General features: G+C 64.2%; 24 protein-coding genes. 9 read left to right on the top strand and 15 right to left on the bottom strand.

The window, feature by feature from the left end; genetic code table 11:
• Positions 1 to 35: 35 nt before the first annotated feature.
• On the top strand, positions 36 to 923 hold the full coding sequence (locus tag GYA95_RS12235) for a LysR family transcriptional regulator (protein ID WP_015270743.1): 888 nt from the start codon (positions 36 to 38) through the stop codon (positions 921 to 923).
• Positions 924 to 934: 11 nt separating this feature from the next.
• Here the strand turns inward: GYA95_RS12235 and pncB are convergent, their stop codons facing one another.
• The gene (pncB, locus tag GYA95_RS12230; protein WP_015270742.1) at positions 935 to 2,134 is read right to left on the bottom strand and encodes a nicotinate phosphoribosyltransferase; all 1,200 of its coding nucleotides are present in this window, start codon (positions 2,132 to 2,134) and stop codon (positions 935 to 937) included.
• Positions 2,131 to 2,781 (bottom strand): isochorismatase family protein, encoded by a 651-nt coding sequence (locus GYA95_RS12225; RefSeq protein ID WP_015270741.1) that lies wholly within the window; start codon positions 2,779 to 2,781, stop codon positions 2,131 to 2,133. The genes pncB and GYA95_RS12225 overlap by 4 nt, the downstream gene beginning before the upstream one ends.
• A gap of 137 nt (positions 2,782 to 2,918) precedes the next feature.
• On the opposite strand from GYA95_RS12225, the gene GYA95_RS12220 reads away from it, so the two are divergent.
• A complete protein-coding gene (locus tag GYA95_RS12220; RefSeq protein ID WP_015270740.1) occupies positions 2,919 to 3,623 on the top strand; it encodes an NUDIX hydrolase in 705 nt (234 codons plus the stop codon).
• 63 nt (positions 3,624 to 3,686) lie between these two features.
• Here the strand turns inward: GYA95_RS12220 and GYA95_RS12215 are convergent, their stop codons facing one another.
• Positions 3,687 to 4,280, bottom strand: a complete 594-nt coding sequence (locus GYA95_RS12215) for a helix-turn-helix domain-containing protein (protein ID WP_015270739.1) — start codon at positions 4,278 to 4,280, stop codon at positions 3,687 to 3,689.
• 346 nt (positions 4,281 to 4,626) lie between these two features.
• On the opposite strand from GYA95_RS12215, the gene glnT reads away from it, so the two are divergent.
• From glnT to GYA95_RS12190, 5 genes are all read left to right on the top strand, one after another.
• Complete coding sequence (gene glnT, locus GYA95_RS12210; protein ID WP_015270738.1) at positions 4,627 to 5,961, top strand: type III glutamate--ammonia ligase; 1,335 nt, start codon at positions 4,627 to 4,629, stop codon at positions 5,959 to 5,961.
• A 66-nt stretch (positions 5,962 to 6,027) separates the two neighbouring features.
• Positions 6,028 to 6,933 (top strand): class II glutamine amidotransferase, encoded by a 906-nt coding sequence (locus tag GYA95_RS12205; RefSeq protein WP_015270737.1) that lies wholly within the window; start codon positions 6,028 to 6,030, stop codon positions 6,931 to 6,933.
• A gap of 27 nt (positions 6,934 to 6,960) precedes the next feature.
• Positions 6,961 to 7,635: a GltB/FmdC/FwdC-like GXGXG domain-containing protein gene (locus GYA95_RS12200; protein WP_013973040.1), complete on the top strand. Its 675-nt coding sequence runs from the start codon at positions 6,961 to 6,963 to the stop codon at positions 7,633 to 7,635.
• Positions 7,636 to 7,650: 15 nt separating this feature from the next.
• Positions 7,651 to 8,976 (top strand): FMN-binding glutamate synthase family protein, encoded by a 1,326-nt coding sequence (locus GYA95_RS12195; protein ID WP_013973039.1) that lies wholly within the window; start codon positions 7,651 to 7,653, stop codon positions 8,974 to 8,976.
• Between the two features lie 166 nt (positions 8,977 to 9,142).
• Complete coding sequence (locus tag GYA95_RS12190; protein ID WP_013973038.1) at positions 9,143 to 10,447, top strand: ammonium transporter; 1,305 nt, start codon at positions 9,143 to 9,145, stop codon at positions 10,445 to 10,447.
• 127 nt (positions 10,448 to 10,574) lie between these two features.
• Here the strand turns inward: GYA95_RS12190 and GYA95_RS12185 are convergent, their stop codons facing one another.
• Complete coding sequence (locus tag GYA95_RS12185; RefSeq protein WP_015270736.1) at positions 10,575 to 11,987, bottom strand: purine-cytosine permease family protein; 1,413 nt, start codon at positions 11,985 to 11,987, stop codon at positions 10,575 to 10,577.
• Positions 11,988 to 12,401: 414 nt separating this feature from the next.
• Positions 12,402 to 12,854 carry an Lrp/AsnC family transcriptional regulator gene (locus GYA95_RS12180; protein ID WP_015270735.1) on the bottom strand — a complete coding sequence of 151 codons (453 nt, stop codon included), beginning with the start codon at positions 12,852 to 12,854 and terminating at the stop codon, positions 12,402 to 12,404.
• Between the two features lie 112 nt (positions 12,855 to 12,966).
• Here GYA95_RS12180 and GYA95_RS12175 point away from each other — a divergent pair, with 112 nt between their 5' ends.
• Together GYA95_RS12175 and GYA95_RS12170 are read left to right on the top strand one after the other, a co-directional pair.
• A complete protein-coding gene (locus GYA95_RS12175) occupies positions 12,967 to 13,581 on the top strand; it encodes a LysE family translocator (RefSeq protein ID WP_015270734.1) in 615 nt (204 codons plus the stop codon).
• Positions 13,582 to 13,711: 130 nt separating this feature from the next.
• A complete protein-coding gene (locus GYA95_RS12170) occupies positions 13,712 to 14,344 on the top strand; it encodes a LysE family translocator (protein ID WP_015270733.1) in 633 nt (210 codons plus the stop codon).
• Positions 14,345 to 14,347: 3 nt separating this feature from the next.
• Here GYA95_RS12170 and GYA95_RS12165 read toward each other — a convergent pair whose 3' ends face one another.
• The 10 genes from GYA95_RS12165 to GYA95_RS12120 form a co-directional block, all read right to left on the bottom strand.
• Complete coding sequence (locus GYA95_RS12165) at positions 14,348 to 16,129, bottom strand: ATP-binding protein (protein WP_015270732.1); 1,782 nt, start codon at positions 16,127 to 16,129, stop codon at positions 14,348 to 14,350.
• Positions 16,130 to 16,311: 182 nt separating this feature from the next.
• The gene (locus GYA95_RS12160; protein ID WP_013973032.1) at positions 16,312 to 16,875 is read right to left on the bottom strand and encodes an NUDIX hydrolase; all 564 of its coding nucleotides are present in this window, start codon (positions 16,873 to 16,875) and stop codon (positions 16,312 to 16,314) included.
• Between the two features lie 21 nt (positions 16,876 to 16,896).
• Positions 16,897 to 17,643 (bottom strand): GntR family transcriptional regulator, encoded by a 747-nt coding sequence (locus tag GYA95_RS12155; RefSeq protein WP_013973031.1) that lies wholly within the window; start codon positions 17,641 to 17,643, stop codon positions 16,897 to 16,899.
• A gap of 90 nt (positions 17,644 to 17,733) precedes the next feature.
• A complete protein-coding gene (locus tag GYA95_RS12150) occupies positions 17,734 to 18,123 on the bottom strand; it encodes a carboxymuconolactone decarboxylase family protein (protein ID WP_008100863.1) in 390 nt (129 codons plus the stop codon).
• Positions 18,124 to 18,332: 209 nt separating this feature from the next.
• The gene (locus GYA95_RS12145) at positions 18,333 to 18,818 is read right to left on the bottom strand and encodes a flavin reductase family protein (RefSeq protein ID WP_015270731.1); all 486 of its coding nucleotides are present in this window, start codon (positions 18,816 to 18,818) and stop codon (positions 18,333 to 18,335) included.
• Between the two features lie 13 nt (positions 18,819 to 18,831).
• Entirely contained in the window at positions 18,832 to 20,313 is a 1,482-nt protein-coding gene (locus tag GYA95_RS12140; RefSeq protein ID WP_015270730.1) for an aldehyde dehydrogenase, read from the bottom strand.
• The gene (locus GYA95_RS12135; RefSeq protein ID WP_015270729.1) at positions 20,310 to 21,143 is read right to left on the bottom strand and encodes an alpha/beta fold hydrolase; all 834 of its coding nucleotides are present in this window, start codon (positions 21,141 to 21,143) and stop codon (positions 20,310 to 20,312) included. The genes GYA95_RS12140 and GYA95_RS12135 overlap by 4 nt, the downstream gene beginning before the upstream one ends.
• Before the next feature lie 68 nt (positions 21,144 to 21,211).
• Entirely contained in the window at positions 21,212 to 21,808 is a 597-nt protein-coding gene (locus GYA95_RS12130; RefSeq protein ID WP_003258678.1) for an amino acid synthesis family protein, read from the bottom strand.
• A 540-nt stretch (positions 21,809 to 22,348) separates the two neighbouring features.
• Entirely contained in the window at positions 22,349 to 22,594 is a 246-nt protein-coding gene (locus GYA95_RS12125; RefSeq protein ID WP_000108283.1) for a DUF2274 domain-containing protein, read from the bottom strand.
• The gene (locus tag GYA95_RS12120; RefSeq protein ID WP_003092274.1) at positions 22,591 to 23,871 is read right to left on the bottom strand and encodes a TraB/TrbI/VirB10 family type IV secretion system protein; all 1,281 of its coding nucleotides are present in this window, start codon (positions 23,869 to 23,871) and stop codon (positions 22,591 to 22,593) included. Before GYA95_RS12120 ends, GYA95_RS12125 begins: the two co-directional genes overlap by 4 nt.
• Position 23,872 lies beyond the last annotated feature (1 nt).

Here is a 23,872-nt window from a genome sequence, read left to right as displayed (position 1 = left end):
ATGGCAAATATCCGTTTAGCTGATATTTTTCCTTCATGACCCCAGAACAACTGATAACGTTCGCCACCGTCGCCGAGCACGGCAACATCAGCCATGCGGCCCAAGCCCTGCACTTGTCGCAGCCGGCGGTGTCTGGCCAGCTCAAACTGCTGCAGGAGGCCTTTGGCGAGCCGCTGTATCAGCGCGCCGGCCGTGGTGTGCGGCTTACAGCAGCTGGCGAGCAATTGCTGGCCCATGCCGAGCGCCTGCGTGAAACCTTCCGTCAGGCCCAGGCACTACGCGAGGCCATGCGCGGGCTGGAGCGCGGTACCTTGCGCATCGGCGCCAGTACCACGCCGGCCAGCTACCTGCTGCCTTACCTGATTGCCGATTTCCATGCCCGCTACCCGGAGGTGTTGGTGAGCACTTCCAATGGCAATACGGCAGAAATCGTCGCTGCGCTGGACAGCGTCGATATCGCCCTGATCGAAGGGCCGCCTGGGCAGGAGCTGCCATTGGGCACGGCGGTGACGGCGTGGCGGGAAGACGAGATCGTGGCCATCGTGCCACGTGGTCATCCGCTGGCCGGCAGTGATCGGCAGACACTGGCGTCGCTGGGGGCTTACCCGTTGGTGCTGCGCGAGAGCGGCTCGGGTGTGCGACAGATCGTCGAGCGGGCATTTGCCCGCAGCGGCGTGGCGATGCGCGTGGCGCTGGAAATTGCTGGCGTGGAAGGGGTGAAGGAGGCAGTGCGAGCCGGGATGGGGATTGGCTTTGTGTCGGCGATGTCGATCCGACATGAGGACGGGGCGTTGCAGCGGTTGCAGGTTGTGCCGCAGGCGTTGGTGCGGCGGTTTTCCATTCTGGTGCCGCATGCAGCCACCCCGTCGCGGGCTGCGGCGCGGTTTCTGGAGTTGTGTGTTGGTCTGCAAGAGGTGGGGTGATTGTGCTGGCCTCAATCCACCCGAAAGACATGCTTCAGATAGGCCACGAAGTTCTCATCCCGGCACTGTGTCTTGCCTGGGCTGTCGGAAATCTTGGCCACTGGTGCCCCATTGCAGGCCGTCATCTTGATCACGATATTCATCGGCTCCACGCCCGGGATATCGCAGGTCAGCCTGGTACCAATGCCAAAGCTCACATTGATCCGCTCATGCAACGCCCGGTACAACCCCAGCGCCTTGGCAAGGTCCAGCCCGTCGGAAAAGATCAGGGTCTTGCTCTTCGGATCGATCCCCAGCCGCTCATAGTGGGCAATGGCCTTTTCCGCCCAGGCCAGCGGATCGCCTGAATCGTGCCGCAGGCCATCGAACAGCTTGGCGAAGTACAGGTCGAAGTCGCGCAGGAACGCGTCCATGGTAATGCAGTCGGTCAGGGCGACGCCCAGCAGCCCCCGGTACTCCCGCACCCAGCATTCCAGCGCGGCAGCCTGGCTGTCGACCAGGCGCGGGCCGAGTTGCTGGTGAGCCATGAACCACTCGTGGGCCATGGTGCCGATCGGCTTGAGCTGGTATTCGCGGGCCAGGTGCACGTTGCTGGTACCGACAAAGCGGCCCGGGAAGTCACGCTTCAGAATGTGCACCACCTCTTCTTGCACCCGGTAGGAGAAGCGCCGCCGGGTGCCGAAGTCGGCCAGTTGGAAACCGGCCAGTTCTTCGGCGCTGGCCTCGGCCTTCAGCCAGTCGAGGTTCTGATACAGGCGCTCGCGGACCTGCTCGATCACCACCTCGCGATAACGGTAGCGGTTGCGCACCTCGCTGATGATCGCCAGCAGCGGGATCTCGTAGAGAATCACGTGCAACCACGGCCCGCGCACGCGAATCGCCAGTTGCCCGGCATCATCCAGACCCACCTGCACATAGCGCAGGTTGAAGCGGAACAGGCTGAGAAAACGGATGAAATCCGGTTTGATGAACGGGATCTTCTCCAGGTAGGCGAGCTGGTCATGCGTGACGCTGACATCGGCCAGTTGCTCTACCTGGTAACGGATTTCCGCCAGGTAAGGTGCGAGGTTCTCGCCGTTACGGCAGCGGAATTCCCATTCCACCTCGGCGTTGGGGTAGTTGTGCAGCACCGCCTGCATCATGGTGATCTTGTAGAAGTCGGTGTCCAGCAGGTTCTGGATGATGCGTGGGCCGAAAACGCTGTCGCTCATGGGCGGTCTTCCTTGATCAGAGAGAGCTGGTGGTCGAGCGCGGCTTCGTCGCCGCAGAGGATCACGCCCTCGGCGGCCAAGGCGCCACATGCTTCGATGGCGCCTGCCTGGGTGAGGGCGCGGCAGGCCGGCAGGTACAACAGCACCTGGAAACCGGCCTGGCGCAATTGGCGCGCAGTGGTCCTGACGCAATAGTCCAGGGCCAGGCCACCGACGATCACCGCGCCCACCTGCTGCACCTTGAGGTACTCGATCACCCCGGTGGAGCGGCGTTCGGCCAGGTCGTGGTAGCAGGCGCCGTAGGGGTGCAGGTCGGGCTCGACGCCTTTCCATACGAAATAGTCATAGTCGATGGGGGCCGGCAGGCCGGGCAGCAACTCGAAGCCGGGTGTGCCGGGCACGCAGTGGCTGACCCAGGTCAGGTCGGCGTTGGCCAGCTGCAGGGGCTGCAGCATGTGCGCGGGGTCGGCGACTACCCAGGCGGCGTTGGCCGGGTGGGCGTCCTTGCTGCCCAGGCGCAGGTCGGCGCGCAAGGCCATGGTATTAAGATCTACCGCGATTTCATGGCCTTCGGGAACCGGCAGCTCTTGCGGCACGTTGCTGGTGAAGCCGTTCTGGGCGTCGACATCGAAACTGGCGATCTTCATGGCGGTTCTCCTCGCTGGAATGGATACATAATTCACTTGGTGTATTAAGTGTGTCAAGCAACTTTTGAAACGGGCTTTCTGCTTGCCTTACTTAGATGCTCTGGTGGATTATGGTGAGCTGAACAAGGAGTCGCCCCGTGAGTACAGTCGAAGTCCTGGCCAGCGTCGATATCGTCGCCCTGCGCATGGCCCCCGAAGCTCAGCATCTGCAGGTGCTGTTGCACCGTCGTGAGCGTGAACCGCATGCCGGCCAGTGGGCCTTGCCCGGGGTGATCGTCAATGGCCGCACCCCCGACACCAGCCTGGAAGCTGCTGCCGAGCGTGCACTGCGCGAGAAAACCCAGGTTGTACCGTGCTACATGGAACAGGTAGGTACCGAGGGCAATGCCTTTCGCGACCCGCGCGGATGGTCACTCAGCACCTATTACCTGGCTTTGCTCGAACCCGGGCAGGCCGTCGAGGGCGAGCACCTGGCATTTTTCGACTTGGACAGCGTGTTGGCGCGCAAGGTGCTGTTGCCCTTTGATCACAACCTGTTGGTGGAGCGCGCCCGTGAGCGGCTGGCGGCGAAGACGGTGTACAGCAGCCTGCCGCTGTATCTGCTGGCGGAGAAGTTCACTGTGCTGGATGCGCTAGGCGCGGTGCAGGCGTGCCTGGGGCAGGCGGTGAACAACACCTCACTGCGCAAACGCCTGGAGCGCTTGCGCGAGCTGGGGTGGGTGAGGGACACCGGGGAGAAGAACCAGCCCAGGCTGGGCCGGCCGCAGCAGTTGTATCAGTACACGCCACAGGGGGAGCGGGCGTTCATGTTCGATCGCAGTCTGCTGCCTGAGGGCGCTTAGTCGCCTGCATCAGTGTGCGCAGCGGTTGGCATCCTGTTCTCCGCGGGTGCCTGGCGCGCCGCGTCACTCGTCGCTGTAGTTCATGATCGACAACAGGCGGATGGGCACTTGCACCAACTGCTCGGGGCCGTGCGGGGTCTCGCCGTCAAAGGTCAGGCTGTCACCGGCCTGCATGTGATAGAGCTGGTTGCCGTGCCGGTACACCAGTTCACCCTCCAGCAAGTGGAGGAACTCGGTGCCGGGGTGGGCGAAGGTCGGGAACTCTTCGCTGGCGTCGTCCATGGTCACCATGTACGCCTCGAAATTCTTCTTCGGCCCCCTGGCGTGATTGAGCAAATGGTAGGTGTGGCCTTTCTCGGTACCGCGGCGCACCACCTCCAGCCCTTCACCGGCTTTCACCAACAAGGCATTGCCGTCGGGCTGGTCATATTGGCTGAACAGCTTGGCCATCGGCATGCCCAGCACGTCGCACAGGCGGCTGAGAGTGTCGAGGCTGGTGGACACCTGGGCGTTCTCGATCTTGCTGAGCATGCCTTGGCTGATGCCGGCGATGCGCGCCACGTCGGCGAGCTTGAGGGACTGGGCCTGGCGCTGGCGCTTGATCTGCAGGCCCAGGTACTGCTCCAGGCGAAGGCGCGGTTCGGTTTCGGTTGGCATCGAATGTCCTGCACGGTTTCAGTTCAAGAATAAAGTTTTCGCACTGGGAAAGTGCGAAATGCAGCTACGGTGGCTGCATCTTTCCTCGGGTGAAAACAAGTTTCCCATAAATGGAGCATGGAAATCTGCTTGGGTTTTGTGCTGCCCGTACCGGCCTCTTCGCGGGCACGCCCGCTCCCACAGGGCTCTGCGGCGAACTCTGTGGGAGCGGGCGTGCCCGCGAAGAGGCCCGAACAGGCAACACAAGGTTGCACTCTGAACAAAGTTGGCAAGCCCATTGCATTCCTGTGAGGAAAGTAAGTTTCTCATGCGGAATAATTGCCCCTTGCCCAGGAGTGTTCAACCCATGTTGCCAGCAGAAACCCAGCGCACCCTTGATCAGCACGGCATCAAATACGTGCTGGCACAGTTCGTCGATATCCATGGCTCGGCGAAGACCAAATCGGTGCCGGTCTCGGGCCTGAAGATGGTGGCCGAGGAGGGCGCCGGCTTTGCCGGGTTCGCCATCTGCGGTATGGGCATGGAGCCGCACGGCCCCGACTTCATGGCCCGCGGCGACCTTTCCACCTTGATCCCGGTACCGTGGCAGCCCGGCTACGGCCGGGTGGTGTGCGTAGGCCACGTGAACGGCCAACCCTGGCCCTACGACAGCCGTTATGTGTTGCAGCAGCAGGTGCAGCGCCTGGCCGACAAGGGCTGGACCCTGAACACCGGCCTGGAACCCGAATTCAGCCTGTTCCGCCGCGACGAGGATGGCAAGCTGCAACTGGTGGATGCCTCCGACAACCTCGACAAGCCGTGCTACGACTACAAGGGCCTGTCGCGTTCGCGGCTGTTCCTCGAGCGCCTGACCGAGGCCTTGCAGCCGGTGGGCTTCGACATCTACCAGATCGACCACGAGGACGCCAACGGCCAGTTCGAGATCAACTACACCTACAGCGACGCCATGGAGTCGGCTGACCGCTTCACCTTCTTCCGCATGGCCGCCGGCGAGATCGCCAACGACCTGGGCATGATCTGCTCGTTCATGCCCAAGCCCGACCCCAAGCGCGCTGGCAATGGCATGCACTTCCACCTGTCGCTGGCCAGCAGTACCAACAAGAACCTGTTCCATGACCCGTCCGACAGCAGCGGCATGGGCCTGTCGAAGCTGGCCTACCACTTTGCTGCAGGCCTGCTGGCCCATGGCCCGGCGCTGTGCGCCTTCGCCGCGCCCACGGTCAACTCGTACAAGCGCCTGGTGGTCGGCCGCTCGCTTTCCGGCGCCACCTGGGCCCCGGCGTTTGTCGCCTACGGCGCCAACAACCGCTCGGCGATGGTGCGCATCCCCTATGGTCGCCTGGAGTTCCGCCTGCCGGACGCTGGCTGCAACCCGTACCTGGTCACCGCCGCGATCATCGCCGCCGGCCTCGATGGCATCGACCGCCAACTGGAGCCGGGTGAGATGTGCAACGAGAACCTCTACAACCTGAGCCTGGAAGAGATTGCCGCACGTGGCATCAAGACCTTGCCGCAGTCGTTGAAGGAAGCCGCCGACGCCCTGGAGGCCGACCCGCTGTTCCGCGAAGTGCTGGGCGCCGAGATCGTCGACGAGTTCATCAAGCTCAAGCGCATGGAGTGGGTGGAATACTGCCGCCACGTCTCCGACTGGGAAATCCAGCGTTACACCGAATTCTTCTGAGCGCCCCCAATCCCTTGGGCAGCCAGCACGAAAGCGGTCGCCCACTGCCTAGTAAGGAGCATCATCATGTGTGGAATCGTAGGTCTGTACCTGAAAAAAACCGAGCTGGAAGCCCAGCTCGGCAAGCTCTTCGAACCCATGCTCGAAGCCATGACCGACCGTGGCCCAGACAGCGCCGGCTTTGCCATCTACGGCGACGAAGTGGCCGATGGCTGGGTCAAGCTGACCCTTCAGGCCACTGACGTCAACTACCCCTGGGCGGCCCTGATGGGCCAGCTGGAAGGGCGCCTGGGCTGCTCGCTGGACTGGTTCCAGAACGCCAGCGCTGCCGTGCTCAAGGTACACACCCGCGAGGCGTCGGCCCGCCAGGCCCTGAGCGAACTGGCCCCTGACGTGCGCATCATGAGCGCCGGGCAGAGCATCGAGATCCTCAAGGGCATGGGCCTGCCGGCGGAAATCTCCAGCCGCTTCGGCCTGGCCGGCATGAAAGGCAGCCACATCATCGGCCATACCCGCATGGCCACCGAAAGCGCCGTGACCATGGAGGGCAGCCACCCGTTCTCCACCGGCGCCGACCTGTGCCTGGTGCACAACGGCTCGCTGTCCAACCACTTCCGCCTGCGCCAGGAACTCAAGCGCGAAGGCATCAGCTTCGAGACCGACAACGACACCGAAGTGGCCGCCGGCTACCTGACCTGGCGCCTGCAGCAGGGCGACAGCCTGGCCCAGGCCCTGGATGGCGCCCTGGAAGACCTGGACGGCTTCTTCACCTTCGCCATCGGCACCCGCAATGGTTTTGCCGTGATCCGCGACCCGATCGCCTGCAAGCCCGCCGTGCTGGCCGAGACCGACGACTACGTGGCCATGGCCTCGGAGTACCAGGCACTGGCCAGCCTGCCGGGCATCGAGAACGCCAAGGTCTGGGAACCGGCGCCGGCCACCCTGTACGTCTGGGAACGCGAAAGCGCCTGACCTGCCACCGAACCACTGGAGAACCACATGAATACGATCGACCTTTCCAGCACCTCGGTGCGTGTCCTCAACCAGTCCCTGCACGGTGAGGTGCAGGACCACGAATGGCGGGTGACCCACCCCGACGGCAAGCACAACCTGGCCGTGGGCATCAACGCCGCCGTGGCCGTGGATATCGAAGGCCACGCCGGCTACTACTGCGCCGGCATGAACCAGCAGGCCAGCGTCACCGTGCATGGCAACGTCGGTGTCGGCGTGGCCGAGAACATGATGTCCGGCACGGTGCGGGTCAAGGGCAGCGCCTCCCAGGCCGCCGGCGCCACAGCCCATGGCGGGCTGCTGGTGATCGAGGGTGATGCCGGCGCGCGCTGCGGTATTTCCATGAAGGGCGTGGATATCGTCGTCGGCGGCAGCATCGGCCACATGAGCTGTTTCATGGGCCAGGCCGGGCGTTTGGTGGTGTGTGGCGATGCCGGCGATGCGCTGGGCGATTCGCTGTACGAGGTGCGCATTTACGTCAAGGGTTCGGTGCAGTCACTGGGTTCGGACTGCATCGAGAAAGAGATGCGCGCCGAGCACCTGCAAGAGCTGCAGGAACTGCTGAACAAGGCGGGCCTGGACCACAAGGCTGCCGATTTCAAACGCTACGGCTCGGCTCGCCAGCTGTACAACTTCAAAGTCGACAACGCCAGCGCGTACTGATCCAGGAGCATTCCCATGAGCGAGCAATTCCCCCCGGTACTGCGTGAGTCGGCCACCTTCGACCGCCTGACCATCCAGGAAATCCAGCGTGCCGCCGAAACCGGCATCTACGACATCCGCGGCGGCGGCACCAAGCGCCGCGTGCCGCACTTCGACGACCTGCTGCTGCTCGGTGCCAGCGTGTCGCGCTACCCGCTGGAAGGCTACCGCGAGAAGTGCGGCACCGATGTGCTGCTGGGTACCCGCTTCGCCAAGAAGCCGATCCACCTGAAAATTCCGGTGACCATCGCCGGCATGAGCTTTGGCGCGCTGTCGGCCAACGCCAAAGAGGCCTTGGGCCGTGGTGCGACCATCGCCGGCACCAGCACCACCACTGGCGACGGCGGCATGACCCCGGAGGAACGCGGCCAGTCGCAGCACCTGGTGTACCAGTACCTGCCGTCGCGCTACGGCATGAACCCCGACGACCTGCGCAAGGCCGATGCCATCGAGATCGTCCTCGGCCAGGGTGCCAAGCCGGGCGGTGGCGGCATGCTGCTCGGCATGAAGGTGACCGAGCGGGTGGCGGGCATGCGCACCTTGCCGATCGGCGTCGACCAGCGTAGCGCCTGTCGCCACCCGGACTGGACCGGGCCGGATGACCTGGCGATCAAGATTGCCGAGATCCGCGAGATCACCGACTGGGAAAAACCCATCTACGTGAAGATCGGCGCCAGCCGCCCGTACTACGACGTGAAGCTGGCGGTGAAGGCCGGTGCCGATGTGATCGTGCTCGACGGCATGCAGGGCGGTACCGCCGCGACTCAGGAAGTGTTCATCGAGCACGTCGGCATCCCGATCCTGCCGGCCATCCCCCAGGCAGTGCAGGCGCTGCAGGAAATGGGCATGCACCGCAAGGTGCAGCTGATCGTTTCCGGGGGTATTCGCAATGGCGCCGACGTGGCCAAGGCCATGGCCCTCGGGGCTGATGCGGTGGCCATTGGTACTGCGGCGTTGATCGCGCTGGGTGACAACCACCCGCGGCTGGATGCCGAACTGAAGAAGATCGGTTCTGCGGCCGGTTTCTATGACGACTGGCAGAACGGCCGCGACCCGGCCGGCATTACCACCCAGGACCCGGAGCTGGCCAGGCGCCTGAACCCGGAGGAGGCCGGGCGCCGGCTGGCCAACTACCTGCGGGTGCTTGTGCTGGAGGCGCAGACCATGGCGCGGGCGTGTGGCAAGTCGCACTTGCACAACCTCGACCCGGAGGACCTGGTGGCGTTGACCGTGGAGGCTGCGGCGATGGCACGGGTGCCGTTGGCGGGGACCGCCTGGGTGCCGGGGCAGGCGCAGTACTGAGTTATCGGTAATTGGGGCCGCTTTGCGGCCCATTCGCGGCACAAGGCCGCTCCTACAGGGGACCGCGTCTCTGAGCCTGCGCGGCCCCCTGTAGGAGCGGCCTTGTGTCGCGATGGGCTGCAAGGCAGCCCCAGGGCACCCCCACCATTCACACAGGAGTGACTCCATGAAGCACCTCACCCTCGCTGTAATGTTGTTAGCCCTGACCACCCGGGCCCACGCCGCCGACCCCACCCTGGACACCGGCAACACCGCCTGGATGATCTGCGCCGCGATGTTCGTGCTGATGATGTGCATCCCGGGCCTGGCACTGTTCTACGGTGGCATGGTGCGGGCCAAGAACTTCCTCTCGGTATTCACCCAGCTGTTCGCCGTTGCCGGGGTGATCGGCATTCTCTGGGTGCTGTTCGGCTACAGCCTGGTGGTAGACACCACCGGCATGGTCGAGGGCCAGCTGACCCTCAACAGCTTCATTGGCGGGCTGGGCAAGGCGCTGATGCTGGACATCGGCCATGACAGCCTGGTCGGCACCATCCCCGAAGGCGTGTTCGCAGTGTTCCAGCTGACCTTCGCCATCATTACCCCGGCGTTGATTGCCGGTGGTTTTGCCGAGCGCATGAAGTTCAGTGCTTCGTTGCTGTTCATGGCCGCCTGGTTCGTGCTGGTGTACGCGCCGATCGCGCATATGGTCTGGGGCGGGCCGGGGGCGTTGATGGTCAACTGGGGTGTGCTGGACTTTGCCGGCGGTACCGCCGTGCATATCAACTCCGGCGTGGCAGCGCTGGCTGCGGCGTTGATGCTGGGCAAGCGCAAGGGCTACCCGCAGGTGGCCATGCCGCCGCACAACCTCGGCTTCACCTTGGTGGGCGCCGGGTTGCTGTGGGTGGGCTGGTTCGGCTTCAACGTCGGCTCGGGGCTCGCGGCCAACCAGGCGGCAGGGGTGGTGATGCTGGCGACCATGGTGGCGGCCTGTGCGGGGATTGTCGGCTGGTTGCTGACCGAGAAGGTGGCGCATGGTCGGCCGACGGCCTTGGGTGCGGCTTCAGGGGCTTTGGCAGGGTTGGTCGGGATTACCCCGGCCTGTGCATTTGTCGGGCCGCTGGGCGCGCTGGTGATCGGGTTGTTGACCGGGGCCATCTGCTTCTTTGCCGTGACCCGGTTGAAACAGGCGCTGGGCTATGACGACAGCCTGGATGTGTTCGGCCTGCATGGCGTGGGCGGAATGGTCGGCGCGATCCTTACCGGGGTCTTTGCCGCGCCTGCGTTGGGCGGCTATGTGGAGGGTGCATCACCGGTCGGGCAGGCATTGGTGCAGTTGAAGGGGGTGGCGTTCACCTTCGTGTATTGCTTTGTGGTGAGTTGGGCGATTCTGGGGGCGATCAAGCTGACCATCGGGCTGCGGGCCAGCCGGGAAGAGGAAGAACAGGGGCTGGACCTGGCGGAGCACAATGAGCGGGCCTACAACCTCTGATTGATGTGTTGCCTGTACCGGCCTCTTCGCGGGCTTGCCCGCTCCCACAGGAATGTCACCGGCCTCGAAGGCTGTGGTGTCCCCTGTGGGAGCGGGCAAGCCCGCGAAGAGGCCGGCACTGGTTGAATCAGTGCCCCATGGCCACCTTGGCACTCATCTGCCGGCGACGGTAGGCGCTATCACGGCTGGCCAGCCACCAGTAAAGCGGCGAAGTAACCACCAGCCCCACCAGCCACGACAGGTCCGCTCCGTTGATATGCTCGGAAATAGGCCCGACATACAGCGGTGTGTTCATGAACGGGATCTGCACCACGATACCCACGGCATAGGCGATCAGCGCCTGCGGGTTGTAGCGCCCGTAGATACCGCCATCGACCTGGAAGATCGACTGGATATCGTAGTCACCCTTGTGGATGGCATAGAAGTCGATCAGGTTGATCGCTGTCCACGGCACCAGCACCACCAGCAGAACCAGCACCATGTCGACGAAGTGGCCGATGAAGTCCGCCGAGGCGAACACCGCCACCACGCAGCAGGCCGTCAGTACTACCAGCGACAGCACGGCGCGGCTCTTGGCGGTGGGGATCCAGCGGTGGGCGAAGGTTTGCACCAGGGTGATGATCGACAGCACTGCGCCATACAGGTTGAGTGCGTTGTGGCTGATCACGCTGAGCAGGAACAGCACCAGCATGATCGGGCCGAGGGTACCGGTGGCCAGCTTGACTGCATCCATGGTGTCCATGCCGGCCGGGATCGCCAGCACCGCCACGGCGCCGAAGATGAACGACAGGCTTGAACCCAGGGCCGAGCCCAGGTAGGTAGTCCAGAACGTCGAGCTGACCTTCACGTCCGCCGGCAGGTAGCGCGAGTAGTCCGACACGTAGGGCGCAAAGGCGATCTGCCACAGCGCAGCCAGCGACACGGTGGCCAGCCAGCCGGCCAGGTTGAAGCCGCCGCGGGTGAGGAAGTCGTCGCTCTGCACGTGGCTGAAGATGTAGCCGAAGCCGACCACGATGCCGATACCCAGCACCCAGGTGCCGATGCGGTTGAGCACGTGGATGAAGCGGTAGCCGATGATGCCGATGATGCCCGAGCCCAGCGCACCGATGACGATGCCCACCGGTACCGGCACGGCATCGACCACGCCGTGCAGCGACTTGCCGGCGAGGACAATGTTGGAGGCGAAGAAGCCGATGTACATGACCCCGGCGATCACCACCACCAGCAGCGCGCCGAGCGAGCCGAACTGGGCGCGGCTCTGGATCATCTGCGGGATGCCCATCTGCGGGCCCTGGGCCGAGTGCAGCGCCATCAGTACGCCACCGACCAGGTGGCCGACCAGGATGGCGACGATGCCCCATACCAGGTTCAGGTGGAACAGTTGCACGCCCAGCGCGCCTGTGACGATGGGCAGCGGCGCTATGTTGCCGCCGAACCACAGTGTGAACAGATCCCTTACCTTTCCATGGCGGTCTTGCGGGGGCACGTAGCCGATCGTGTGTTTTTCTATGAGGGGTGCCGAATTGGCTGCACTGGTCATGACTGACTCCAAGGCAAGGTAGGGCATCGGGAGCTGCCCGGGGGCGTGCCGGCGAAGGGCGACGCGTTCTTGTTGGAGCGATGATGCGGGGCGCGGGGATAACGAGAAATTAGTAAATATGTGCCCATAAACCTTAAAAAACCTAAGGCTGACAAAAGGTTAAGCGGGCGACGGTAGCAAGGAGGGTGCCAGGGTGCGGGAGGGCTTGGGCTAGAGGGGTTTGGGCAATATGGAGGTAAGAAGCGGTGTGCTTTTCTGGGGCGCCGTGCGCGTTTGCAGGGCAGATAAAAATGTCGCCTGTGCCGGCCTTTTCGCGGGTAAACCCGCTCCCACCTCGACCGCATTGATTTCAAGTCATGCGCAGTACCTGTGGGAGCGGGTTCACCCGCGAAAGGGCCAGCACAGGCAACAACGCTACATCGGCAACAACCGATCCTGAATCACCTCTTTCATCACCAGCGTCGAACTCAACCGTTTCACATTGGGAATGCTGGTCAGCTGCTCGTCATACAGCTTCTGGAACGCCGGCAAATCCTTGGCCACCACATGCAGCAGGTAATCCGGGTCGCCAAACAGCCGCTGCGCCTCGACGATCTGCGGGATTTCGGCCAGCGCCGCTTCAAAGTCCGCTACCGGCTGGCGAGTGACTTCGCGCAAGGTCACGAATACCAGCGCGGCAAAGTTCAACCCCAGGGCGCTCGGCGCCAAGCGGGCGTGATAGCCAAGAATCGCCCCGGACTCCTCCAGCGCCTTCAAGCGCCGATGACAGGGCGACAGGCTGAGCCCCACACGGTCGGCCAGTTCGGTCACCGATAGCCGACCATCTTTTTGCAGCTCGGCAAGAATTTTTCGATCGGTCCTGTCCATTGAGAAGGATCTTCCAGTAATTGAAGGTTGTTGAGGAATATACGAAAGAAAATCCCTCGGCGGAATCCGTAATCTTTCGTCATCCCAAAGCAGTGGAAAAAGGAAGATTCAAGTGGCTCTCAGTGTTCTGACGGCGTTCTGGGCCGTGTCGATGCTGTTCGTGATTACCCCGGGCGCGGACTGGGCCTACGCCATTTCGGCCGGCATGCGGGGGCGCTGGGTGATGCCTGCGGTGGCGGGGATGTTGTCGGGGCATTTCCTTGCGACCCTGGTGGTGGCGGCAGGGGTCGGCAGCCTGCTGGCCGGCCACCCGCTGGCGCTGACCTTGCTGACCCTGGCGGGGTGCAGCTACCTGCTGTGGCTGGGTGGCAACCTGCTGCTGAGCCCGGCCTTGCCGGCGGCCGGGCAGGATGGTGCGGGGGAGTCGGGGTCTCGCTGGGCATTGAAAGGGTTTTGCGTCAGTGGCCTGAACCCGAAAGTGTTTTTGCTGTTCCTGGCGTTGTTGCCGCAGTTCACCGACCCGCAGTCGAGCTGGCCGGTGCCGTTGCAGATCTTGCTGCTGGGCCTGGTGCACCTGTGCAGCTCGTTGGTGATCTACTCGCTGGTCGGTTATGGCGCCAAAGCCGTGTTGAGCACCCGGCCGGGGGCGGCGAAGCTGGTCGGGCGGGTGTCGGGGGTGGCGATGATCACGGTGGCCCTGGGCTTGATAGCCGGCCAGATCAGCTGACTCACTGGCGTGCGTTGGCCGCTCCTACAGGTTGCCGCGTTAACCTGGCAGGCGAGAGCCAAGGGTAAAGACGACATGCATGGCCTCGGATAAACTCGCAGCACTTCAACGCACAACCAGGATGTGCCCCATGCCCGAAACCACGCAACTGCTCACCTTCGCCCTGATCTGCCTCGGCATGGTCCTGACCCCAGGGCCGAACATGATCTACCTGATCTCCCGCTCGATCTGCCAGGGCCGCAAGGCCGGACTGATTTCGTTGGGTGGTGTGGCCCTGGGCTTCGTCATCTACATGTTCTGCGCCGCGCTGGGCATCACCGCCCTGGTGATGGCCGTGCCTTTTGCCTACGACGCGCTGCGCATCGGTGGCGCGCTGTACCTGTTGTACCTGGCCTGGCAGGCGCTGCGCCCTGGTGGCCGGTCGCCGTTCCAGGTTCGCGACCTGCCTGCCGACAGCCCGCGGCGGCTGTTCACCATGGGCTTTGCCACCAGCCTGCTGAACCCCAAGATCGCCGTCATGTACCTGTCGTTGATGCCGCAGTTCATCGAGCCGGGGCATGGCAGCGTGCTGCTGCAGGCGCTGGTGCTGGGGTCGACGCAGATCGCCATCAGCGTTTCGGTCAATGCACTGATCGCGATCATGGCCGGGTCGATCGCCGTATTCCTCGCCGGTCGCCCGCTATGGCAGCAGGTTCAGCGCTGGCTGATGGGTACAGTGCTGGCGGGCCTGGCCGTGCGCATGCTGGCCGAAGGGCGGCGTTGACCGCTAGGCCTCAGGCGGCGGCTCCTGGGGCAGGTACAAGGTGAAGGTGGTGCCCTGGCCCGGCACACTCTTCACCTGCACATCGCCCCCGGACTGCCTGGCAAAACCGAACACCTGCGACAGCCCGAGCCCGGTGCCTTCACCCGGTGCCTTGGTAGTGAAGAACGGGTCGAAGATACGCTCCAGCAGTTCGGTGGCAATGCCGACACCGCTGTCGCTCACCGAAATCGCCGCGAACGGGCCCGGCTGTGGCGCCTGGCCGCGCAGGGCGGGCAGTGACTGGTCAGCCTGCAGGCGCAGCTGCAAGGTGCCTTCGCCGGCCATGGCGTCGCGGCCGTTGAGCATCAGGTTGATGACTGCGGTTTCCAGTTGATTGAGGTCGGCGCGGATATGGCAAGGCGCCTGTGGCAACTGCAGCTCGACCTGGATCCGCGCACCGGTGGCAGTGTCGAGCATGTCGGCCATGGCCTCCAGCCGTGGCCCTGCCTCGAACACTTGCGGGCTCAAGGCTTGGCGGCGGGCGAAGGCCAGTAACTGGCCGGTCAGCTTGGAACCGCGGTCGACAGTGTCGGACATGGTCTTGAGATAGCGTTCGCGACGCTGTGCATCGAGGTTGGGGCGCTGCAGAAAATGCAGCGACGAGCGAATGATGGTCAGCAGGTTGTTGAAGTCATGAGCCACGCCACCGGTAAGTTGGCCAATGGCTTCGAGCTTCTGGGTCTGGCGCAGCACGGCTTCTGTGTGCAGCAACTGGCTGGTGCGTTCATCCACGCGCTGTTCGAGGGTGGCATTCAGCGCCTCCAGTGCCGCCATGGCTTCGCGGACTTCGGCGTGGGCCTGTACCCGCTGGATATGCGCCCAGCAGCGCTCGGTGACTTCACTGATCAGCGTCTGTTCATAGTGGGTCCACTCCCGTGGCACCTTGTCGTGGATGGCCATCAGCGCGGTCAGTCGGCCGCCTTTGATCAGGGGCATGCAAATGGTCGCGGTAATGCCGATGGCCTGGAAGGTGGCAGCTTCCTCCGGGGATAGCTCGCTCAGGTTGTCCTGGATGACCAACGGCAGGCCATTGCGCAGGCGGCCGAGCGCCAGCTTGCCAAAATCCTGCAACCGATAGCGGCCCAACAGATGCGGCGAGCCGGGCGCCACGGCGTCACCGCAGATGGTGAAACCGTCTTCGTCGGGCTCCATCACCGCATAGGCGCAACTCGACAGTTGCAGGTGCTCGACCAGCATGCGCGTGGTAGTGGCAAGGATCTGGTCCGGGTCGGTGGCGTCTGCCACGGCGCGGCCCAGGTCGTCGAGGAAGTTCAGGCGCTGGTTGGCGAGCACGCTGGCGGTGGTTTCGGTGACTGTATCGAGCATGCCCAGCACCTTGCCGTCGTAGTCGCGGATGGGGCTGTAGCAGAAGGTGAAATAGGCCCGCTCGGGGCCGCCGTTGCGGTCGATGACGAGTGGGAAGTCTTCGATGTACACCGCCTCGCCGGCCAGGGCGCGGTTGGCCATGTGGCCGATGTCGGCCCAGGCCTCCTGCCACACGGCGCGGAAGGGGATGCCCAATGCCGAGGGCTTTTGTCCGAGAATCTGCGAGAAAGCGTCGTTGTGCAGGGTGAGCAGGTCAGGGCCCCAGAGCACGGCTTGCGGAAAGCGCGAGGCCAGGCACAGCGCCAGGCTGGTTTTCAGCGGGTCGGGCCAGTACTCCAGCGGGCCCAGCGGGGTGGCGGCCCAATCGTGGTTGCGGATGCGCTCGGCCATCAGCCCGCCGCCGTCTAGCCATTTTGCCATGTGCACTGCTGGTCCTTTTGCGTAAGGCCTTAAGGGTGCATCCAGAATAGACGTTTGGCGAGAATTTTTGGTGGCTGTACCGGCCCTATCGCCGGCAAGCCAGCTCCCACAGGACTGCACATGACTTGAAGTCGATGCGGTCCAGGTGGGAGCTGGCTTGCCGGCGATAGGGCCGGTACAAGCTAGCGAATGAAGTGCACCTTGCCAGTGTCGTCATTGCCCATGTAGATGCCATAAACCCCGGCTTGCCGCTCGAGGATATAGCGCTCGAGAATCTGCCGGATTGCCGGATAGTAGATTTCGTCCCACGGGATCTCGTCGGGCTCGAAGAACCTGTAGGCCAGCGTTTCCGCCCCGTACTGCCCGGTTTCCTCGGTGGCGATGGCGCGGAAGATGATATAGACCTCGCTTATCTTCGGGACGCTGAAGATCGAGTACGGCGAGACGATTTCGGCGCGTACGCCGCTTTCTTCCCAGACCTCGCGCAGGGCCGCCTGCTCGGTGGTTTCGCCGGCCTCCATGAACCCGGCCGGCAAGGTCCAGGTGCCGGGGCGCGGCGGGATGGCGCGCTGGCACAGCAGGTACTTGCCATCACGCTCGATGATGCAGCCGGCGATGATCTTCGGGTTGATGTAGTGGATGTAGCCGCAGCCGGTGCAGTGCAGGCGTTCGTGGGTGTCGCCTGTGGGAACGCCCCGGGCCAGTTCCGTGGTGCAGTGCGGGCAGTAGCGCGGGGCGTTGGGCATGATCGGTGGCCTGTGGGTGGCTTATATGCGTGGGTCCTTCAAGGCCAGGGGCTCGACCATCTCGCGCACCTTGACGTTGTCATCCTGCTTCTGGCGCAGGTAGTCCAGGGCCACCTTGGCGGCGGCGCGGACGTGGTCGACCGAGGCCTGGTGGGCAACCAGCGGGTCGCCGCTCTTGATCGCCTCGACGATCTTTTCCATTTCGCGGTTGCTGGCGCCGCGGCGGTTCTCCTGCGACACTGAGGTGGCGCGCAGGTAGCTGATGCGCGCCTGCAACTGGCGCAGCTGCTGGGCGGCCACCTGGTTGCCGGAGCCTTCCAGCAGCACATCGTAGAAACCTTGTACCGAGTCCAGCACCTGTTGCAGTTCGCCTTCCTCGAGGGCTTCGCGGTTGACCTCCAGCGCGCGTTCCAAGGCGCGGATGTCCTTGGCCTTTGCGTTCAGGGTGAACAGCTGCACGATCAGGCCTTCGAGCACGCAGCGCAGCTCGTAGATGTCGCGGGCGTCTTCCAGGGTGATGATGGCCACGCGCGGGCCCTTGGCGTCGGCGAACTCCACCAGGCCTTCGGATTCCAGGTGGCGCAGGGCTTCACGCACCGAGGTGCGGCTGACGCCGAGGCGGTCGCAGAGGTCGCGCTCGACCAGGCGATCGCCTGGCAGCAGGTGGAAGTTCATGATCGCGGCGCGCAGCTTGTCGAGCACGATTTCGCGCAGGGTAACGGGGTTGCGATTGACCTTGAAGCTGTCGTCGAGTGGCTGGCGTTTCATCAAGTGCGCTCTTAAAGAGGCTGCCCGGCCGCAACCGCAACAGCACCACGAACCTTGGGTGCTCCTTGCGTGGGTTCGAACAGCCCGGTGTTAACGGGTTGACTCCGCATCGGCTTCAGCGAACGCTTCGCGGGCCAGGCGGAAACTGTCCACCGCCGCGGGCACGCCGCAATAAATGCCGACCTGGAGCAGGATCTCGCGAATCTGTTCACGGCTCAGGCCATTACGCAAGGCGCCGCGAATGTGCAGCTTGAGCTCGTGGGGCCGGTTGAGCGCGGAAATCATGGCCAAGTTTATCATGCTGCGCTCTTTGAGCGACAAGCCTTCGCGGCCCCAGACGTGGCCCCAGCAGTATTCGGTGACCAGCTCCTGCAACGGCTTGGTGAAGTCGTCGGCGTTCTGGATCGAGCGGTTGACGTAGTCCTCGCCCAGTACCTGGGTGCGGATCTGCAGGCCTTTTTCGTACTTTTCATTGCTCATGTGCAGTACTCCAGAATAAAACAGGGGACGCAACCGAGGGTGAGACGATGACGCGGCCCCTGAAAAAGGGTGATACAGGGGCCGCTGTGCGGCCCATCGCCGGCAAGCCAGCTCCCACAGATACAGCGCAGGGCCACAGGCCTGTGGAATCCCTGTGGGAGCTGGCTTGCCGGCGATGGGCTGCACGGCAGCCCCCGGCGATCTCAAGGTCAGCCCAGGGGCGGCAGGGCGCCCAGCTTGCCCTTGTGGTAGACCATCGGGGTCACCGGCTCGGCCGGCAGCACCAGGTTCTTCACCGCGCCGACGATGATCGCGTGGTCACCGCCGTCGTACTCGCGCCACAGCTCGCATTCGATGATCGCCGTGGCCTTGGCCAGCAGCGGGTTGCCCAGCTCGCTCAGGTGCCATTCGATGCCTTTGGCCTTGTCCTTGCCCTTGCCGGCGAAGGCATAGGCCTCGGCGGTCTGGTCGGCGGACAGCAGGTGAATCGCGAACTGCTTGCTGTCACGCAGGATGGGGTAGGTGTCGGAGGCGTAGTTGGGGCAGAACAGCACCAGCGCCGGGTCGATCGACAGCGCGCTGAACGCGCTGGCGGTGATGCCGACGATGCCACCGTCGGCGTCCAGGGTGGTGACCACGGTGACGCCGGACGGGAACGAGCCCATCACGTCTTTGTAGATGCCTGGTTCGATCATCTCGTGCTACCTCTTAGCGCATCACAAACGGGTCGGGCATCGGCGCGGTGGACAGGTTGATCCACACCGTCTTCAGCTCGGTATAGGCCAGCACCGAATCGATGCCGCTCTCACGGCCGTAGCCGCTGTTCTTGAACCCGCCGATCGGCGCCATGGCCGACACGGCACGGTAGGTGTTGACCCAGATAATCCCCGAACGCACGTCGCGGGCCAGGCGGTGGGCACGGCCCAGGTCGCGGGTCCAGATGCCGGCGGCCAGGCCGAACTGCGAGTCGTTGGCGATGGCCAGGGCCTCTTCCTCGGTCTTGAAGCGGATTACCGCGGCAACCGGGCCGAACACCTCTTCCTGCATGATGGTCATCGAGTTGCTGTCGCATTCGAACAGGGTTGGCTCGTAGAACCAGCCGTCACCCTCGACTTCGGCGCGCTTGCCGCCCATGTGCAGCTTGGCGCCTTCGGCCTTGGCCGCGGCCACCAGGCCTTCGACCACGGCCAGCTGTTGCGCGGTGGCCATGGGGCCCATTTCGCTGGCGTCGTCCTGCGGGTTGCCGATGCGGATGCGCTTGGCGCGGGCGATCAGGCGTTCGACGAACTCGTCGAAGATCTCGTCCTGCACCAGCAGACGCGAGCCAGCCACGCAGCTTTGCCCGGAGGCGGCATAAATGCCTGCCACGGCGCCGTTGATGGCGCTGTCCAGGTCGGCATCGGCGAAAATGATGTTCGGCGACTTGCCGCCCAGCTCCAGCGACAGCTTGGCGAAGTTCTCGGCGCTGCTGCGCACCACGTGGCGGGCGGTGGCGGCGCCGCCGGTGAAGGCGATCTTGCGCACCAGCGGGTGGCGGGTCAGCGCCGCGCCGGTGCTGGGGCCGTAGCCGGTGACCACGTTGACCACACCAGCCGGGAAGCCGGCCTCGAGGGCCAGGCGGGCCAGCTCGAGGATGGTCGCCGAGGCGTGCTCGGACGGCTTGAGCACGATGGTGTTGCCGGCGGCCAGGGCCGGGGCCAGCTTGATGGCGGTGAGGTACAGCGGGCTGTTCCACGGGATGATCCCGGCCACCACGCCGATCGGCTCGTGCACGGTGTAGGCGAACAGGTCGGGCTTGTCCAGCGGCAGGGTGCCGCCTTCAAGCTTGTCGGCAAGGCCTGCGGTGTAGTGAAAGAACTCTGGCAGGTAGCCGACCTGGCCGCGGGTTTCGCGGATCAGCTTGCCGTTGTCACGGCTTTCCAGCTGGGCCAGGTGTTCCTTGTTTTCGGCAATCAGGTCACCCAGGCGACGCAGCAGCTTGCCGCGCGCGGTGGCGGTGATGCTGCGCCACTCCTTGCTGTCGAAGGCGCGCTGGGCGGCCTGCACGGCCAGCTCGACATCGGCCTCGTCGGCGTCGGGCAATTGCGCCCATGCCTGGGCGGTAGCCGGGTTGAGGCTGTCGAAGGTCTTGCCGCTCTGGGCATCGCGCCATTGGCCGTCGATGCACATCTGGAAACGAACGAGGGTCATGCAACAATCCCCTTGGCGGATTCGGTGAGGGTGCGGGCTTGGGCGAGGAAGTCCAGCAGCATCTTGTTGACTTCACGCGGTGCTTCCACCGGCATCATATGCCGTTGCTCGGCGAGGACCACGCTGTGTGCGCCAGGAATGCTGGCAGCAAGCTGGCGGGTCATGGCCGGGGTGGAGCCCGAGTCGAGTTCGCCGGTGGCGATCAGCGTCGGCACCTGGATGCTGGCCAGGTCGGCGGCGCGGTACATGTCCTGGGTGGCGAACAGCGAATAAGTGGTGTGGTAGCCCTGCGGGTCGTTGCTCGCCAGCACCTGGCGAATGGCGGCGACCTGCGCCGGGTTGGCAGCCTTGTATTCACGGCTGAACCAGCGGTCGAGCGCGGCGTCGACGTTGGCGTCGGGGCCAAGCTGCGCAGCCTGGGCGGCGCGGGCGATAACGCCGGCGCTCTGCTCGGGGGTGCGGTTGAACACGCTGTTGAGCACTACCAGTGCAGCCAGGCGCTGTGGGTATTCGAGGGCGAACGCCCGGGCGACCAGGCCGCCCATGGAGAAGCCGATCACGGTGGCTTGTTGAATCTGCAGGTGGTCGAGCAGTTCGGCGAGCTGGTCGGCGTAGCCTTCCAGGCCGATGTCGGCGGCCGGCAGCGCGCTCTGGCCGTGGCCGAGCATGTCGTAGGTGATGACGCGGTAGTCGTTGGCCAGGCCCACGATCTGACCACCCCACATTTCCTTGTTCAGGCCAACGCCGTGAATCAGTACCACGGGTTGGCCCTGGCCGACGGACAGGTAGCTGGTGCCGGCAGGTGTACGTTCAGCGACAGGCTGAATCATGGAGGGCGCTCCTTGAAGGTCGGGCGCGGCGGGTAAGCACGCCACGCCCCGGCCCGTCTTGGTTGTTGTTATTGAGCGTTGGCTTTTTCGGCAGCCAGTTCTTCCAGGTCGATGTAGCGGTTGCCGATGCGCGGGTGCAGGCGGCCGCCGTCGGAGGCGCCCAGGACCACGACGATTTCATCGGCGCGCGGGGCATCTTCGATCTGCATTTCCAGGGTGATGTAGTGCGAGCGCAGGCCTTCGTCGTCCTTCTGCATCATCGGGATCTGGATCGAGGTGCCCGGGCCGCCGCGCTTGTTGGTGAAGCTCAGGTAGCTCTTGGCCTGTACCGCTTCACGGTAGTGGTTGCCGAAGCGCAGGGTATGGATCACCGCCGAGGCGTGTTCGATTTCGCCGTCGGCACCGACGACTGCGGCCTTGCCGTAGGCTTCGATCTTGTCGGCGCCGCCGATGGCGGCAGTCAGGCGCTCGACCATCAGGGCACCCAGGTCCGAGCAGTTGGCACGGATTTCCGGCTTCAGATCTTCAACGAAACCGCGACCGGCCCATGGGTTCTTGATCACGACGGCCAGGCCGACCATGGTCACCGGCTTGTCGGTGGCCTTGCCGCCTTCGATGCGGGTCTCTTCGGAGTAGGTGACGATCTTGCGGATTTCGAAACTCATGGGTGGCTCCTGGTGAGGGTTATCAGCTCTTGCTGTCTGATGGTATACCATAATATTTGTTGTGCAATAGGTGGCTGGAAATTTCTCTTGCGAGGGGACGAAAGGTGGCCTGATGCCTTGATTCCTGCGGTTTCTGTACTGGCCTTTTCGCGGGCTTGCCCGCTCCCACAGGGATCGCACGGCATTCATGGCCTGTGCTGTCCCTGTGGGAGCGGGCAAGCCCGCGAAGAGGCCGGTGCAGGCTTCAAAAAAGTGCCGGTGTCAATTCTTTCGCGCAAATCAAGAAGGACTTGAAACCGTATATGGGACAGTAGGTTAGCTCCTTTCGGGGCCGCTTAGAAGAAGAGCGGCGTTGTCGGCTAGGAGCGACATAGGAGCGTTGGGAGAGAAAGCCGCATCGCACTGTGTAGTGCTGGATTGCCGAGGAACGGCGGGCCTGTCGCATCATCATAGCCCAACAGGCTCGGCGGCATCCAGAATGAAGAACGCGCAGCCTGGGCTGCGCGTTCGATGGATGCCGTTGAATAGCATGCGGTGCAATCATGGCGGCTTCGGTGGTGTGCTGCGGGTCGCCGTGCCCTTCCTGAATCCTCGATCCCCCGCCATGAACGCTTCCAGCATATGCGGGATCAGCGTCGCCGCATCAACGGCCTCGCCATACGCCTGCGCGTGTAGCGCGGCGTAGCGGTCGAGGTCGACTTTCAAGCTGGTCGGGCAAACGAAAGTCAGCTTGGTGCTCTCGGTCTTCGGCAGCGGGCCGAGCCGCAGCTTCTTGGTCGTGCTCATCGTGAAGTCCCCCGGTTGAAGAACAGCGGCTGGTACGGCCGCAGCACCAGATCCCGGTTGACGATGATGCGAACCGGCAGGCCCGGCCGTTGCGTTAAGGTCGGCTGGATGTTGAGGTTGCGCCGGGTCATCTCCTGGCCGACCTGATTGATGCTGTCCTGCGCGCTGTCGCGCCCAGCGATGATGACGCGATCACCATCCTGCCGGTTCTCCGGCGCGGCCAGCTCGGCACCGACGCCCAGCAGCGTGGTGAGTGCCGCACCGGCAAAGATGCGGCCCCAGTGGTAGTCCACATCGTCCTCCAGCCCGGCATAGCCGGCTGGGTCGGTGCCGGCCAGGTTGTCGAGCGTGAGCGAAGACGTGTCCGGCAGGATGATCCGGTTCCAGACGACTTGAACGCGGCTCTGCCCGTAGCTGACCTGGCTGTTGTATTTGCCCAGGATGCGCGAACCCTGCGGAATCAGCAGGAAGCGCCCGGTGGCTGTGTCATAGACCGGCTCCGTCACCGTGGCGATCACGTCGCCGGGCAAGTCCGACTTGATGCCCGTCACCAAGGCACCTGCGACCACTGTTCCGGCCATAACCTGATACGGCGAAATTGGCAGAGTCAGATTGCCGGAATTACGGGTTTCAGTGGGGCCAGCTTTCATGAAAGCCTCTTTCTGGTCTTGCCGGTTTTGCACCGCTGTCGGGTCAGCAGGTTGGGCCGCCGTGGAGGCCGGCCCGGCCGCCAGCGGGTCAAACGCCGCATTGGCGGCGAAGCCCGGCGCAGCGGCCACCTGTGTCTGCGCTACCGGCGCCGCATTCTGCCCACCCGAGCGGAAGAACACGGACGAGGCCGCGGCCGCCTCGGCTTCTTTTCGCAGGGCATCGTTCGGGTCGTGACCGGGGGCCGCGTAGGCAGCCGTCGCCGGTTGCTGCGACTTCACGATAGCCGGGCCAAGATCGCCCGGCAGCGGTGGCCCTAGTTCGGGAACGGCAGGCAGCAACGCCGGCGGCAGCTTGGAATAGTCCGTCGGCAGCGCATCCAGTCCTTCCGACTTTGACACGCGATCGACGTTGTAAAGCTCGGTCTGCTCGCCTGTGCTGCGTCGATGAGGTTGCAGCGACCACATCAGCGCGCCGAGCACGGCGACCGCTAGGACGCCGGCAAGGATGGCCAGCGAGCGCCGGTTCAGGCGTGTGACTGGACGCGGCTGGGCGCGCAGCGCCACTGCCTCCGGCGCCACCTTGTCCGCCTGCGGCGCGGCAAGGTCGGGAGTGTCATCCTGGCTCATG

The sequence above is a fragment of the Pseudomonas asiatica genome (assembly GCF_009932335.1).
GTDB classification, from domain to species: domain Bacteria; phylum Pseudomonadota; class Gammaproteobacteria; order Pseudomonadales; family Pseudomonadaceae; genus Aquipseudomonas; species Aquipseudomonas asiatica.
The sequence above is the reverse complement of the archived record's forward strand: the minus strand, read 5'-3'. Positions and strand labels throughout refer to the sequence as shown.